General features: G+C 72.9%; 14 protein-coding genes. 7 read left to right on the forward strand and 7 right to left on the reverse strand.

All coding sequences use genetic code 11. From position 1 onward, the window contains the following. The first annotated feature begins 316 nt into the window (after positions 1-316). The 3 genes from ABZ851_RS25130 (at position 317) to ABZ851_RS25140 (ending at position 1,404) form a co-directional block, all read left to right on the forward strand. Positions 317-568 carry a hypothetical protein gene (locus ABZ851_RS25130; protein ID WP_361131539.1) on the forward strand — a complete coding sequence of 84 codons (252 nt, stop codon included), beginning with the start codon at positions 317-319 and terminating at the stop codon, positions 566-568. Next, the gene (locus ABZ851_RS25135) at positions 565-777 is read left to right on the forward strand and encodes a hypothetical protein (RefSeq protein WP_361131542.1); all 213 of its coding nucleotides are present in this window, start codon (positions 565-567) and stop codon (positions 775-777) included. The genes ABZ851_RS25130 and ABZ851_RS25135 overlap by 4 nt, the downstream gene beginning before the upstream one ends. A 318-nt stretch (positions 778-1,095) precedes the next feature. Then, the gene (locus ABZ851_RS25140; RefSeq protein WP_361131545.1) at positions 1,096-1,404 is read left to right on the forward strand and encodes a hypothetical protein; all 309 of its coding nucleotides are present in this window, start codon (positions 1,096-1,098) and stop codon (positions 1,402-1,404) included. A 233-nt stretch (positions 1,405-1,637) separates the two neighbouring features. Here the strand turns inward: ABZ851_RS25140 and ABZ851_RS25145 are convergent, their stop codons facing one another. The 3 genes from ABZ851_RS25145 to ABZ851_RS25155 all read right to left on the reverse strand — a co-directional run bounded on the left by ABZ851_RS25145 (position 1,638) and on the right by ABZ851_RS25155 (position 5,436). Continuing rightward, entirely contained in the window at positions 1,638-3,356 is a 1,719-nt protein-coding gene (locus tag ABZ851_RS25145) for a PTS transporter subunit EIIC (RefSeq protein ID WP_361131548.1), read from the reverse strand. Between the two features lie 137 nt (positions 3,357-3,493). After that, entirely contained in the window at positions 3,494-4,432 is a 939-nt protein-coding gene (gene murQ / locus ABZ851_RS25150) for an N-acetylmuramic acid 6-phosphate etherase (RefSeq protein ID WP_361131551.1), read from the reverse strand. A gap of 137 nt (positions 4,433-4,569) precedes the next feature. Continuing rightward, complete coding sequence (locus ABZ851_RS25155; RefSeq protein WP_361131627.1) at positions 4,570-5,436, reverse strand: MurR/RpiR family transcriptional regulator; 867 nt, start codon at positions 5,434-5,436, stop codon at positions 4,570-4,572. Positions 5,437-5,676: 240 nt separating this feature from the next. Between ABZ851_RS25155 and ABZ851_RS25160 the strand changes: the two genes are divergently transcribed. From ABZ851_RS25160 to ABZ851_RS25170, 3 genes are all read left to right on the forward strand, one after another. Next, on the forward strand, positions 5,677-6,039 hold the full coding sequence (locus tag ABZ851_RS25160) for a hypothetical protein (protein ID WP_361131554.1): 363 nt from the start codon (positions 5,677-5,679) through the stop codon (positions 6,037-6,039). A 68-nt stretch (positions 6,040-6,107) separates the two neighbouring features. Next, positions 6,108-6,380: a DUF4031 domain-containing protein gene (locus tag ABZ851_RS25165; RefSeq protein ID WP_361131557.1), complete on the forward strand. Its 273-nt coding sequence runs from the start codon at positions 6,108-6,110 to the stop codon at positions 6,378-6,380. Positions 6,381-6,552: 172 nt separating this feature from the next. After that, complete coding sequence (locus ABZ851_RS25170; RefSeq protein WP_361131560.1) at positions 6,553-7,098, forward strand: pyridoxamine 5'-phosphate oxidase family protein; 546 nt, start codon at positions 6,553-6,555, stop codon at positions 7,096-7,098. A gap of 53 nt (positions 7,099-7,151) precedes the next feature. On the opposite strand, the gene ABZ851_RS25175 is transcribed toward ABZ851_RS25170, so the two are convergent. The 3 genes from ABZ851_RS25175 to ABZ851_RS25185 form a co-directional block, all read right to left on the reverse strand. Continuing rightward, positions 7,152-8,504, reverse strand: a complete 1,353-nt coding sequence (locus ABZ851_RS25175) for a Cmx/CmrA family chloramphenicol efflux MFS transporter (protein WP_361131563.1) — start codon at positions 8,502-8,504, stop codon at positions 7,152-7,154. 155 nt (positions 8,505-8,659) lie between these two features. Next, positions 8,660-9,343, reverse strand: a complete 684-nt coding sequence (locus ABZ851_RS25180) for a hypothetical protein (RefSeq protein WP_361131566.1) — start codon at positions 9,341-9,343, stop codon at positions 8,660-8,662. Positions 9,344-9,623: 280 nt separating this feature from the next. Next, positions 9,624-10,016 (reverse strand): hypothetical protein, encoded by a 393-nt coding sequence (locus ABZ851_RS25185; protein ID WP_361131569.1) that lies wholly within the window; start codon positions 10,014-10,016, stop codon positions 9,624-9,626. Between the two features lie 16 nt (positions 10,017-10,032). On the opposite strand from ABZ851_RS25185, the gene ABZ851_RS25190 reads away from it, so the two are divergent. Beyond that, the gene (locus ABZ851_RS25190) at positions 10,033-10,755 is read left to right on the forward strand and encodes a copper homeostasis protein CutC (RefSeq protein ID WP_361131572.1); all 723 of its coding nucleotides are present in this window, start codon (positions 10,033-10,035) and stop codon (positions 10,753-10,755) included. Positions 10,756-10,880: 125 nt separating this feature from the next. On the opposite strand, the gene ABZ851_RS25195 is transcribed toward ABZ851_RS25190, so the two are convergent. Further along, complete coding sequence (locus tag ABZ851_RS25195) at positions 10,881-12,941, reverse strand: AAA family ATPase (RefSeq protein WP_361131630.1); 2,061 nt, start codon at positions 12,939-12,941, stop codon at positions 10,881-10,883. Positions 12,942-13,305: the final 364 nt, after the last annotated feature.

Below are 13,305 nucleotides of genomic sequence, written 5' to 3' on the forward strand. Positions count from 1 at the left end.
GTGCGGGCGGGGGCGTAGGCGGCGTGCGGGGTGCCGCTTTGCGTAAGTGCTGTACACGGGCGGGAACGGGGTGGACGGCTCGGGGTGAGCGGCTTGTGCCACGGGTCGCGCGTGGACGTTCGCCGGCGCGATAGCCCGGCCCCGAGCATGGCGCGGGGTGACGAGGGTGAGGGTGAGAGGCCGGGGTGCAGGCGTCTTGGCAACTCGCTGTTACACACGATCGGTTGTTGGATATGCGTCTCTCTGCAGGCCGGGCCGGTAACCGCCACGCTGTGTGCATGACGGGGATACTCAGCGTGGAAGGCGATGAGGCGAAATGTTGACGGCGCGTGATCGAGTACGACAGGCCGACGGCGTCATGGCGGAACTGCACACCGCACTCCAGGCGGTCGGGATCACCCTTCCCTCCCTCTGCGTCGACCCGGTGTCGTGCGCGAGCAGCGTCATGGCGCCGCTGGTCGAGCTGGGGCGCTGCAATCTCGACACCGCCCAGCGGCTGGCCGAGGTCTTGACGGACTACGCCAAGACCGCCGCCCCCGGGCACGGCCCGGAGGAGGGACGGCCGTGAAGTTGTCGTCCGGCAGCTATGCGGTGGACAGCCGGGACGGGCGCGTCGGCCGGGTCGTGGGCCACGAGGGGCCGTTGGTGCAGCTCCGCGAGCCGGGCGGCGGCCGGCCGTGGACCTGCCCGCCGCACTTACTGCGCCCCGCCCCGCCGTCCGCCGTACTGGCGGCCCGCCTCAGAGAGGTGAACTGGGAGAGCCGGATGATCCCCTGAGGAACGGTCAGGGTGTGCTTCCCGTGGAAGCGCCAACGCCGCAATCGGTTGCTGCGTCGGCTCGGCTCCGGCGAGATCCCGCTGACCCACGGCGCTTTCCGCCCACGTCCGATCGCCGGGCTCCGAGGCCCGTACGACATCGTCCCTGGACGCTGCCCCTGGACGCCGTCGACGTTGTCCCGAACAGTCCCGAACGGGGCCCTGACCAGCCCGGACAGCGGAACTCATGTCCCGAACAGTCAGAGCCGTTGTCCGCCACGACTTCTCTCGCCCAGTCTTGCGTCTCGTGAGAACTCCCGACGACCCGAAGGAGTAGCTATGCGATTCCGTGCGGCTGTGGCAGGACTGGGAATGGGAGCGGCACTGCTGGTGGGCGGTGTGTCGGCGCCCGCGCAGGCCGCCACACACGACGGAGCCTCCTCCGCCCTGGCGCGCAACTGCTATACGGGCAAGAACCTCACCAACGGGTGGGGGAAGTGCACCACCCCCGGGTCCTACAAGTGGCGCGTCCGCGTTTACTGCACGCTGGGAGGGTCCGGCACGAGCAGCGTCGTGACCGGCCCGACCCGGACCAACGCGTACTGCAGCTGGGGCCACGTGGAGAATGTGTCCATCGAGCCCGTCTGACCACCGTGGTGGCACTGAGCGCCGGTGCTGGACCGTGACCCTCTGAAACGGAGATCGGTGCCGGGCGGTTCTTCGCCGATGGCTTCGCGGGGCGCGCCGCCCCCGGTCCGTAGGCGGAGGGCGCGCCAGCTGCCTCGCGCCGGATGGCTCCGTCGCCGCAGCCCCCGCACCGGACCGCCGGGCGGGGGCTGATCCATGCCGTGCCCACGTCCATGCCGAGCCGGGGCCTGGCCTCAGCGTGTCCCGAGGCCGGCCGGCGAGCCCGGTGCGGTGGGCGAGCCCGGTGCGGTGGGCGTGTCCGGTGTGGTCGGTGTGCCTGAGGCGGGCGGGGTGCCCAGTGCATTCGATGCGCCCGGTGTGTCCGGGTTCAGGTCGGCCCGCAGTTGTTTGCCGAGGCCGAAGAAGTAGGTGGCGAGGAAGCCGGTGAGGTAGCCGACTGCCAGGCCCAGGGCGTAGACGACGAGGGTGGTGGTGACGGGCTGGTTGCCCTTGACCAGGGGGAACAGGGCCCAGCCCGAGGGGCCGATGGCGGTGGAGCCGACGGCGTCGCCGAGTTGGTTGAAGAGGCCGATGAAGCCGCCGCCGCAGGCACCGCCGATGCAGGCGGTGATGAAGGGGCGGCCCAGGGGGAGCGAGACGCCGTAGATCAGGGGTTCGCCGACGCCCAGGAAGCCTGCGGGGAGGGCGGACTTGATGGTCGTACGGATCGAGCGGTTGCGGGGGAGCCGGAGGTAGACGGCGAGGGCGGCGCCGACCTGGCCCGCGCCCGCCATGGCGAGGATCGGGAGCAGGACGGTGTAGCCCTGCTGCTCGATGAGGGTGGTGTGGATCGGGATCAGGGCCTGGTGGAGGCCCAGCATCACGAGGGGGAGGAAGAGGCCGCCCAGGACGAAACCGGCGAGGGCCCCGCCGTGGGCCAGCAGCCAGGTGGCGAAGGTCCCGATCGCGGTGGAGACCTCGCCCGCGACGAACATCAGGCCGAAGATCGTGACCAGGCCCGTGACCAGGACGGTCAGGGTGGGAGTGAGCAGCACGTCCAGTGCCTCGGGGACCCTCCCCCACCTTCTCGATTTCGCCCGGCCGGGGAAGACCCCGTTGCGGCAGCACTTCTCCACCTGGACGGCGAGCAGTGCCGCGGCGAGTGCGCCGAGTACTCCGCCCTGGCCCGGGGCGAGCTTCTGGCCGAAGGCCGTGACATGGGCGATGCCCGGGAAGACGATGATCGCGGCGACCGCGCCGCCGAGGATGGGTGTGCCGCCGAACTCCTTGGCGGTGTGGTAGCCGACGAAGACGGCGATGAGGGACATGAAGCCGGAGGCGATGGCGGCCAGCGCCGGGACGACGGGCGGCAGCCAGCCGAGGTTGGCCAGCAGGCCGTTGATACCGGCGACGATGCCGCAGCCGATCAGGGCCGGGATCAGTGGGACGAAGACATTGGCGATCCGGCGCAGGAACAGCTTCACGGGGGTGGCGTTCCGGGACTTCTGCCGGGCCTTGAGGGCGGCGCCCTGAGCGGCCAGTTCCTCGGCGGTGGTGGCGGTGGTGGCGGTAGGGGTGGCGCCGGTGGGTGTGGAGGCCCGGGGGCCGGCGGTCGGCGCTACGGCTTCCGGGGCTCCGGCCTTCGGAGTTCCGGCTTTCGGAGTTACGGCCTCTGGTGCTCCGGCCTCCCGTTCCGGGCCCTGGTCCGTGGCGCGGGCCTGCTCGACCAGGCGCTCGACCTCGGGGGTGACCCGGGCGACCGTACCGGGGCCCAGCACGATCTGGTACGTGTCGTCCTCGACCACGCCCATGACGGCCGGGAGCGACTTGAGGGCTTCGTCCTGGACCAGGGAGCGGTCGCGGACGCCCAGGCGGAGCCGGGTCATGCAGTGGGCGATGGAGGTGAGGTTCTCGGCGCCGCCGACGAGAGGGAGGATCGCGGCGGCGGTGGCGCGGTTCTTGTCTTCGGTCATGTGCGGTGCCTTGCTGTGGAGACAAACCAGGGGCAGGGGTCCAGGAGCAGGGGTGGGGAAATGGATGCGTGGTCGGCGTGGTCGGCGTGGTCGGTGTGGTCGGAGGGGCGGGCGGGGCCGACGGGGGCCCGGGTGCCTCAGGGGTTCTTGGCGGCCTGGAGGGCTTCGCGCAGATGGCCGTTGGCGGCGTCGAGAAGACGGGCGGCGGTGGGGCCGTCGACATCGCCGAGGAGGGTGAGGATGGCGTTCTTCACCTCGCCGTCCGTGATGCTGAGGGCCGCCTCGATCTCCGGGTCGGTGGCGCCGGTGGCGAGCGCGACGATCCGGCGCGAGCGGGCCCGCAGCTTTTCGTTGGAGGCGCGGACGTCCACCATCAGATTCCCGTAGGTCTTGCCCAGGCGGATCATGGTGAGGGTCGAGAGCATGTTGAGCACCAGCTTTTGGGCGGTGCCCGCCTTGAGCCGGGTGGAGCCGGTCAGCAGCTCCGGGCCGACCACGATCTCGATGCCGTGCTCGGCGGCCGCGGCCAGCGCCGAATCGGCGTTGCAGGACAGGCCGATGGTCAGGGCCCCCAGCTCGCGGGCGTACTCGACGGCCCCGATCGCGTACGGCGTGCGGCCGGAGGCGGAGATGCCGACCACGGTGTCCAGGTCGGTCAGGCCGATTCCGGTCAGGTCCTCGACGGCGAATTTCGTGCTGTCCTCGGCGCCCTCGACAGCGCTGATCATCGCGGACGGCCCGCCCGCGATCAGTCCGAGGACCTGGGAGGGGTCGGTGTTGAAGGTCGGTGGGCATTCGCTGGCGTCCAGCACCCCGAGGCGGCCGGCCGTGCCGGCGCCCGCGTAGATCAGCCGGCCGCCGCGGGCCATGCGTGCGGCGGTGGCGTCGATGGCGGCGGCGATCTCGGGGAGCCGCCGGGCGACGGCGGCGGGGACGGTGGCGTCCTCGCCGTTCATCGTGCGGGCGATGTCCAGGGTGGAGCGGCGGTCGATGTCCGCGAGGTCGGGCCGGAACGCTTCGGTGGTGAGGGTGTCCAACTGGGCGCGCAGACGGGCGTAGTCGGCGGTGGAGGTCATGGCAACGGTGGCTCTTTTCGGGTCGGGCTCGTGGGGAGGCCGGTGCTTTCTTCGGTTGCGCGCTCGCCGCGGGGCCGCTGTGCCGCCCGCGCCGCCGTCGCGGGCACGGGGCCGCACCGTGGCGGGGCAGCGTGGGGTCAGCGCTGGTGGTGGCGGGGTGAGTGGCGGTGGGCAAGGGCCTCGTAGGAGGCGGAGAGCGCCGGGGCCGCGGTCTCGTACGTACGCTGCGCGACCCCTATGAACAGGCAGTCCACGACCAGCAGCTGGCTCGTCCTGGACGACATCGCGGCCGGGCGCAGCTCGCTCTCGCGGGCCGTGGACGTGGTGAGGATGTAGTCGGCGTAGGAGGCGATCTCGCCGTCCGGGCGGCCGGTGATGGCGATGGTGGTCGCGCCGTGGTCGAAGGCCACCCGCAGCGGCTCTATGACATCGGTGGTCCGCCCGGAGTGCGTGATCGCGAGGGCGACGTCACCGGCCCGCATCTGCACCGCGTTGGTCACGGCCAGATGCGGGTCCGCGTGCGCATGCGCGATCAGGCCGATGCGCAGCAGCTTCTGGGCCAGGTCCTGGCCGACGAGGTTGGAGGCCCCGATGCCGTAGACATCGATGCGGCGGGCCCCGGCGAGCGCGGCGACGGCGGCTTCGAGCTGGGTGACGTCCAGCGCCGCGGCGGTGTCGGCCAGGCACTGCTGCTCCTCCTGGGCGAGCTTCGCGACGACCTCGACGAGGGAGTCGTCGACCGCTATGTCGGCGGTCACCGCGGGCGCGCCGCCGGCCGCCTGCTGTGCGGCGAGCGCGGCGAGGGCGAGCCGCAGGTCGCGATAGCCCGGGTAGCCGAGCAGCCGGGACGTCCGTACGACGGTGGCTTCGCTGGTGCCCGTGCGCTCCGCGAGGCCGGTGACGGTGAGGGCGGCACAGCCGGCCGGGTCGCTCGCGACGGTCTCGGCGACCCGCTGCATGGAGCGGGTCATCGTCGGGGCGAGGGTGCGGACCTTGGCGGCCAGTGCGGCCGGGGCGGGTGGGGCGGGTGGGGCCGGGGCCGGTCGGGTCTCGACGGCCGCGTCCTTGAAAGTTTCCTTCACGCTGCTGCTCACGATTGAAAAGTAATTTCATCGCCGCGCGGCGTCAATACCCTCTGTGAGTGCTGTGGACAAAGCGCATGATCCGCCCCGCGCGAGCGCGTGAGGTGTGCCGGGCTGTGGACAACTCCGTTCGCGGTCGGCGGCCGGGGGACAATGGGCAGCATGGAGCTGGAACAGGCATTGCACGCCGCGCGGGCGCTGGTGCTCGCCGACCTGATGGCGGATGAGGTGGCCGACGCCGACATCGTCTCGCTCGTGGAGGACGCGGTCGTCCACCGCCGGTGGTGGGTGGAGCAATGGCCTGAAGGCGCGGCATTCGTCGCGGGACTGATAGCGCAGGACGTCCAGGACGCCCTGCTGGACCGGTACGGCCGCTGGCCGCTGTGCCCCGTGTGCACGGAGTCGGGCGATCCGCATGCGCTCGACGTCGAACCGGAGTTGGGGACCGACCCGCACTGGGTCTGTCCCAAGACGGCGGTCGCCGTGGCCCGGGTCGGCCGGCTCGGCACTTCCCTGGAGGGGTGAGGCGGTGGAGGGCGCGAGGCGGCGGACGGTGCGGCGCGCTGACGCGGTGACCCGGCCGGAGGAATGACGTGACGGTCTATATAGATCCCCCCACCTGGCCCGGACACGGCCGGATGTGGTCCCACCTGGTCAGCGACCACTCCTTCGACGAACTGCACGTCTTCGCCGCGGGCATCGGCGCGCCCCGGCGGGCGTTCGAGCGTGACCACTACGACCTGCCGGCGGAGCGGTACGGCGATGCGGTGCGGGCCGGCGCCGTGGAGGTCGGCAGCAAGGAACTCCTGCGCCGCCTGACGGCCGCGGGACTGCGCCGCCCCAAGCACCGGCCGCCGCGGGTGTGAGGCCCCCGGCCCCGGCCGGTCCGTGGAGCCGTACGCCGTGAGCCGCGGCCCGTGGAGCCTCGCCCCGTAGACCTCCTGCGGCGCGTCGTAGCGCGGGCGGGGCGGTGGATCGCCGGACGATGGGCCTGAGCCTGCGTGCGCCGTGTGGAAGCCGGATGGGAAGGGGACAGCCATGTCCGTCAGCGAACCGGGCCGGGAGCCGGCCACCGATCTCGACCCCGACTACAGCAGTGAGGACGCCACGGCGACCGGATGGCCCACGGCCGTCGGCGGTATCACCGAGGCGGAGATCTTCTGGCTCACCACCGTCCGGCCCGACGGCCGTCCGCATGTCACCCCGCTGCTCGCCGTCTGGTCGGACGGCGCCCTCCACTTCTGCACCGGCCCCGGCGAACGCAAGGCCAAGAACCTGGAAACCAACGCGCACTGCGTGCTGACGACCTCGACGGCCGGCGGCAACGATCTGCACGCCGGGCTCGATGTGGTGGTCGAGGGCGACGCGGTGCAGGTCAGCGACGAGCCGACGCTGCACCGGCTGGCCGGTCTGTACACCGAGAAGTACGGCAGCGACTGGCATTTCGACGTCCGCGACGGCGCGTTCCACGGGCAGGGCGGCGGCCGGGCCCTGGTCTTCCGCGTCGAGCCGGTCACGGCCTTCGGGTTCGGGCGGGGGGAGACGTACAGCCAGACGCGGTGGAGGTTTGACGGCGGGGCGTAGGGCCGGGACGTGGAGTCGGGACGTGGCGCCGCGGTGGGGCCGAGGGGGCCGGCTCAGGAGCTCGGCGCCCTCCCGCCGGATCCGGTCTCCGACGCTGCCGCCGTCGTGGTGGCCGCCGCGGTCTCCACCGCCCCGGTTGCCCCTACTGCCTCCGCTGCCTTCGCTGTCGTGTGTGCCGCCGTCGCCGGAGTGGCGGTGGCCGAGGACGCGATTACCCGGGAGCGGCTGGTCGCGTGGTGGAGCCGGAAGGCGAGGGCGGTGGTGACGACGGCCGCCGCGGCCAGCGCGGCGCCGGTCCAGGCGACGGACGGGTAGCCCCAGCCCGCGCCGATGGCCAGGCCGCCGAGCCAGGGACCGAGGGTGTTGCCGATGTTGAAGGCGGCGGTGGTGGTGGCGCCGGCCAGGGTCGGCGCGGCGTTCGCCACGTTGAACATCCGGGCGTTGAGCGCCGGGGCCGTGGTGAACGCGGTCACTCCGAGCATCAGCGAGAGCGCGACGGCGGCGGCCGGGCTGTGCGCGGTGAGCGCCAGGACGGCCAGTACGACCGTGGAGGCGCTGATGCCGCCGAAGAGCGTCCCGAAGAGGTGCGCGTCGGCGATCCGGCCGCCGATGAACGTACCGATCAGTGCGCCGACGCCGAACAGCGCGAGCACCGTCGGCACCCAGCTCTCGGCGAGGCCTGCGGTGTCGGTCAGCAGCGGCGAGAGGTACGAGAAGAGCGCGAAGACCGCGGCGCCGTTGAGCGCCGTGGCGGTCAGCGCCAGCCAGACCTGCTTGTCCTTGTAGATGGCCAGCTCGCGACGGAGCTGCGGGCGGTCGTCGCCGGTGGGCACGGCCGTACGCGGCACCAGCGCGACCACGCCGAGCAGGCCGATCGCGGCCAGGCCGGCCACCGCCCAGAACGCGGCGCGCCAGCCGGCGTGCTGGCCGAGCAGCGCGCCGGCCGGGACGCCCGCGATATTGGCGATGCTCAGGCCGCCGACCATCACCGCCATCGCGCGGGCCCGTGCGGTCACCGGTACCAGCGAGACGGCGACGGCCGCGCCGACGGCCCAGAATCCGGCGCAGGCCAGCGCGCTCACGACACGGGAGGCGAACAGCACGCCGTAGGAGGGTGCCAGCGCGCCTGCCACCTGGCCCAGGCCGAAGGCGGCGAGCAGCGCGATCAGGGTCGTCCGGCGCGGAAGGCGGAGCGTTGCGGCGGCGAGGACCGGGGCGCCGACCACCATGCCGATCGCGAAGGCGGAGACCAGGAGCCCGGCCTGCGGAATCGAGACGTGCAGGTCGCGGGCGAGCGGCTGGAGGATGCCGGAGAGCATGAACTCGGACGTGCCGAGAGCGAAGACGGACAGGCCGAGGACGTACACGGCTATGGGCAGGCGGGCGCGGTCGGACGGTGCTGGCATGTCAGCTACTAACAGCGGTAGGACGGCTTACATTCCCGGTCACGGTACCGGTCGCGGCACCTCCGCCCAGCCGGTCGCCTCCCCGTCGCGTTCCCGGCCGCCGGTGAGGGAGCAGACGCCCCCTTGGAGCCGGCCGGAGACACGTCCCCGGAGCCCTACGCCCCCCGCAGCAGATCCAGCTCCGTGGCGAGGTTGCGGCGGGCGAGGTGTTCCCAGCGGTCGTAGCCGCGGGGGGTGCGGAACAGGCGGGGGAGGGCGAGGAGTTGGGACAGGACGGCGGAGCGGCCGGCCAGGAAGTCGGGTTCGGGTACGAAGGCGTACTCGGCACGGACCGCGGCGGCGTAGGCCGCGTACTCGTCGGGGGACCCGGCGAGCACGGCGAGGTCGGCGTCGCACAGCACCTCGCCGTCGGGGTCGTCGGGCGCCGGGTCATGGGTGACGGTGAGCCGCACCAGGCGGGCGACCTCGGCCGTGCGGGCCGGGCCGATGCCCAGCTCGGGCAGGGCGCGTTCGGCGAGGGCCGCGCTGCGCTCCTCGTTCTCGGAGCGGTCCGGCCGGTAGACGGCGTCGTGGAACCAGGCCGCCAACTGGACGGTGGGCAAGTCGTCGGCGTGCTGTGCCAGTTCGTCGATGCGGTAGAGGACCGCGGTCAGATGGTCGACGGTGTGGTAGTGGCGCTGCGGTTCGCGCCAACGGGACAGCAGGTTGTCCGCGTACGGGGCGGGGTCGGGGGCCGTGGGGTTCTTGGTGCCGCGGGCCTTGGCCACGGTCACGGCCCAGCGCTGCCGCAGCTCCTGCGCCGGGTCGGTGGTGTCTGCCGTACGGGAGCCGGAGGTCATGCCCGCCATTGTGCCTCGCGCGCCGGGAAACCGCGGTGGAGGGCGAGTGCCCGGTCAGGGCTGGGGCGCGTCGTGGCACGAGAGGGCGTCGATCGTGTCGACGCTCGGCTTGTAGTTGCTCTCCCATCTGGGGTCGGCCTTGGGGATGGACCAGAGGGACGTGGAGAAGTCCTGGTTCCAGGCGTTGTCGGTGACGTAGTCCCGCAGGGCGTCGAGGTCGGGCCGGCCGGGTCGTGGTCGTTGATGGCCAGCGTCAGGCGCAGGGCGTCGCGTGCCTCCTTCAGGGCGGGGCGTCGAGAAGGAACGTGAGGCTCCGGTTCGTCTCCCCGTCCAGCGGCTGTGTTCGCTGGATGCGGACGGACCCGGTCACATCGATCTCGCCGTGTGCGACGACGTGCTGGAATGCCAGCCAGCCCCCGACCGTCGCCAGGACGGAGACGAGGGACAGCGTGCCGACGACGCGGGCGTCGCGGGGGCGCCGGTTGAGGACGCGGACGGCGCCGGTGAAGAGCGCCAGCCCGGAGAGCGTGCCCCAGGGGTGTTTCGGGCCGGGGTGTCGTCGGGGTGACGGGCCGGCGTTGGCTGCGCGCCGGGGTGTCGTGGCTGCGCGCCGGACGTGCGTGGTCTGCCGGGTGGCCCGTAGTCTGGGATATTGGACTAGACCTGTCGTCATTGAAGGATGAGGTCATATGAGCAAGCGCGCGCTCCTGGAGGTGATCGCGCTCGACCCGCGGGACGCGGTCGCCGCCCAGGCCGGCGGGGCCGACCGCCTGGAGCTGGTCACGGACATGGCGGCCGACGGGCTCACCCCGCCCCGCGCGGCGTTCGCGGCGATCCGGGCGGCCGTCGACCTTCCGCTGCGGGTGATGCTGCGGTCCGCCGACGGCTTCGCGGCCGGTGACGTGACGGCGCTGTGCGAGGAGGCCGCGGCGCTGCGGGCGGAGGGCGCCGAGGAGTTCGTCCTCGGCTTTCTGACGCCGGACGGGCGGCCGGATCTCGATGCGGTGGCGGCGCTGGCCGAGGTGATCGACGGCTGCCGGTGGACCTTCCACCGGGCCATCGACCGGGCCGCCGACCGGGACGCGCTGCGCAAGGAGCTGTCGGCGGCGGCCGGCACCGCCGGGCTCGACACCTATCTGACGGCCGGTTCCGCGCAGGGCGTCGAGGCGGGGGTGCGGACGCTGCTGGCCGAGCAGGCACGTACGGCAGCGGGCGAGCCCGGGTATGCGCCGCGGATCCTGGTCGGCGGCGGGCTCGGGCTCGGTCATCTGCCGGTGCTGCGTGCGGCCGGTCTCGACGCGTTCCACATCGGGGGCGCGGCCCGGCCCGCCGGCTGGACGGCGCCCGTGGAGGCGGCGGCGGTACGGACGTGGCGGGAGGCGCTGGACCAGCCGGTCGCGGAGGGGGCGTGAGCGTCGGCCTGCGGGCCTGAGGCGTCGGGCTGCGGGCCCGGGGCGTCGTCCGGCGGGCCCGGGGCGGGTGCGCCGGGCGGGCGTCGCCCCGGGGCCCAGGGGGCCCGACGCCCGCCGTCCGCTCCTCAGGGGCCGGTCAGTGCTTCCGGCAGCGCCGCACCATGAACCACCGTCAGGCCGGACACCGGCCGGGTCAGGCAGACGTAGAGGCGGCGCAGGCCGGTGCGTTCGTCCGGCTCGCCGTCGACGATCGCGGCCGGCTCCTCCAGGACGACGTAGTCGTACTCCAGTCCCTTGGCGAGGGTGGCGGGTACCAGCGTCAGCCGGGCCTCGGCCGAGGTCTCCTCGCCGGGGGCCAGGCAGACCGTGCCCGCTGCCTCCAGGGCCGTGCGCAGCGTCGGAATCCGGGCCTCCGCGGCGATCAGGCCGACCGAGCCCTCCTTCGTCAGTGCATCGTCGCAGGCCGCGAGGGTGGCGGCGGTCAGGTCCGCCGGATCGACCGGACGGATCTCGAAGTCGCCCGCCGACTCGCGGATGGAGGTGGCCTCCGTCAGATCGGGGGCGATGGCGGGCAGCAGCCGGGACGCGTACGCGATGACCTCGCGCGGTACGCGGAAGCCCTGGGTGAGTTCCTCGACGGCCGCACCGGGCTTGCCCAGGTGGGCCAGTGCCTCTTCCCAGGTGTGGGTGGCCCAGGGGGTGGTGCCCTGGGCGATGTCGCCGAGGATGGTCGCGGAGCCCGTCGTGCAGCGGCGGCCGACCGCGCGGTACTGCATGGGGGAGAGGTCCTGTGCCTCGTCGAGGACCACATGGCCGAGGGAGTGGGTGCGCGCGACCAGGTCCATCGCCTCGTCGATCAACACCGCGTCCGCGGAAGACCACTTGGCGCTCTTCACGCTGCGGGCCGGTTTGGTCCACAGGATCGTCTTCTGCTCCTCGGGCGTCAGGATCCCCTCGGCCTGCTCGGCCAGGAACTCCGCGTCGCCCAGCAGCCGCAGCACCAGCTTTGCCGGGTCGACCGGCGGCCAGACCGCCTTGACCGCGGCTTTCACGGCGGGGTTACGGGCCACCGCGTCCTGCACCCGGTCGTCCGGGGCCTCGCCCGCCTGCTCCATCCGGACCAGCACGGCGTGCGCGATCCGCTGCGGCAGCGCGTCGCGGGCGGCGCCGTAGCGGATGTCCCGGCCCATCAACTCCTGTACGAGCTCTTCGAGTTCGTAGGCCGGTACGCGCCAGCGGCGGGAGCCGCGGACGACCACGCAGGGCTCCTGCGGCATGGTGATGTGCGAGCGGACCGCCCGCCGCAGCACCTCCGCCATGCGCGCGTCGCCCTTGACCGCCGCGGCGGCCGCCTCGTCCGCGCCGCGTACCTCCACATGGCCGACCAGGTCGTCGACCGTGGCCTGCTTGACCTCCAGCTCACCGAGGGCCGGCAGCACCTGCTCGATGTAGTGGAGGAACGAGCGGTTCGGGCCGATGACGAGGGTGCCGGCCCGGGCCAGCCGCTCGCGGTGTGCGTACAGCAGATACGCGACACGGTGCAGGCCGACCGCCGTCTTACCGGTGCCCGGCGCGCCCTGTACGCAGACCGAGCCGCCGATGCCGGCGCGCACGATCTCGTCCTGCTCCGGCTGGATCGTGGCGACGATGTCCCGCATGGGGCCGACACGCGGGCGCTCGATCTCGGTCTGGAGGAGCCGGCTGGTCCGTTCCGCCTCCGCGGGGTCGGTGAGGTGTTCGTCCTCGTAGGCGGTCAACTCGCCCGCCGTGTAACCGAAACGCCGCCGCAGTCTCAGGTCCATCGGGTCCTTTTTGGAGGCCCGGTAGAACGGCTGGGAGACGGGGGCGCGCCAGTCGATGACCATGGGGTCGCCGTCGGCGTCGTGGACGTGCCGCCGCCCGATGTAGAAATGCTCTCCCTCCCGTAGCCCACCACCACCCTCGCTGGAGGCGCTTTGCGCCGCCCCTCTTGATGCTCCTTCGGCGAGGTCGAGTCCGGGGGCGTGGAGGTAGTCGAGGCGGCCGAAGAAGAGCGGGGTGTGGGAGAGGTCGGCGAGCGCCTTGATCCGGGCGTCGATCTCGCCCTGGAGGACTTCGGCGTTGACCCAGTTCGCGGTGACGTCGGCGATGTTCAGCGCCTCGGCGTCCTCGCGCATGGCACGCAGGGCCGCGCGGGAGGCGGCCAGGTGGGACTTTTCGCGTTGGAGGGGGTCGGGGGCGGGAGTGGGAAGGGGGTGGTGGTCGGGTGACGGGGAGTGGCTTTCGGCGCGGAGCGCTGGCGATGAGGGGTGGTGGTTGGGTGACGGGTGGGCGTGCGAGGGCACGGCGTTGCCTCCGGGGGCGGGTACTTCGGCGGGCGCGCCAGGGTGAGCGGGCGCGGCGGGCCGGTGTCGGTGCGCGGCGCGGGTCAGGCGGTGCGCGGGTCAGCGGCGTGAAGCGAAGGGCCGTCCGGTTTCCGACCGGTCGGCGGCACTCCTCGACGGGAGGCAGGCAGACGCGCGATTGTAGTCAGCGGCTCGGAACGGCGCCAACGGATTTCCGGCGGCGTTG

It is taken from the genome of Streptomyces sp. NPDC047049 (assembly GCF_040643995.1).
Classification (GTDB): Bacteria; Actinomycetota; Actinomycetes; order Streptomycetales; family Streptomycetaceae; genus Streptomyces; species Streptomyces mooreae.

Coding starts and splice junctions, on each gene's coding strand:
- ABZ851_RS25130 (WP_361131539.1), top strand. CDS start 317: ATGTTGACGGCGCGTGATCGAGTACGACAGGCCGACGGCGTCATGGCG.
- ABZ851_RS25140 (WP_361131545.1), top strand. CDS start 1,096: ATGCGATTCCGTGCGGCTGTGGCAGGACTGGGAATGGGAGCGGCACTG.
- ABZ851_RS25145 (WP_361131548.1), bottom strand. CDS start 3,356: ATGACCGAAGACAAGAACCGCGCCACCGCCGCCGCGATCCTCCCTCTC.
- murQ (WP_361131551.1), bottom strand. CDS start 4,432: ATGACCTCCACCGCCGACTACGCCCGTCTGCGCGCCCAGTTGGACACC.
- ABZ851_RS25160 (WP_361131554.1), top strand. CDS start 5,677: ATGGAGCTGGAACAGGCATTGCACGCCGCGCGGGCGCTGGTGCTCGCC.
- ABZ851_RS25170 (WP_361131560.1), top strand. CDS start 6,553: ATGTCCGTCAGCGAACCGGGCCGGGAGCCGGCCACCGATCTCGACCCC.
- ABZ851_RS25175 (WP_361131563.1), bottom strand. CDS start 8,504: ATGCCAGCACCGTCCGACCGCGCCCGCCTGCCCATAGCCGTGTACGTC.
- ABZ851_RS25180 (WP_361131566.1), bottom strand. CDS start 9,343: ATGACCTCCGGCTCCCGTACGGCAGACACCACCGACCCGGCGCAGGAG.
- ABZ851_RS25185 (WP_361131569.1), bottom strand. CDS start 10,016: ATGACGACAGGTCTAGTCCAATATCCCAGACTACGGGCCACCCGGCAG.
- ABZ851_RS25190 (WP_361131572.1), top strand. CDS start 10,033: ATGAGCAAGCGCGCGCTCCTGGAGGTGATCGCGCTCGACCCGCGGGAC.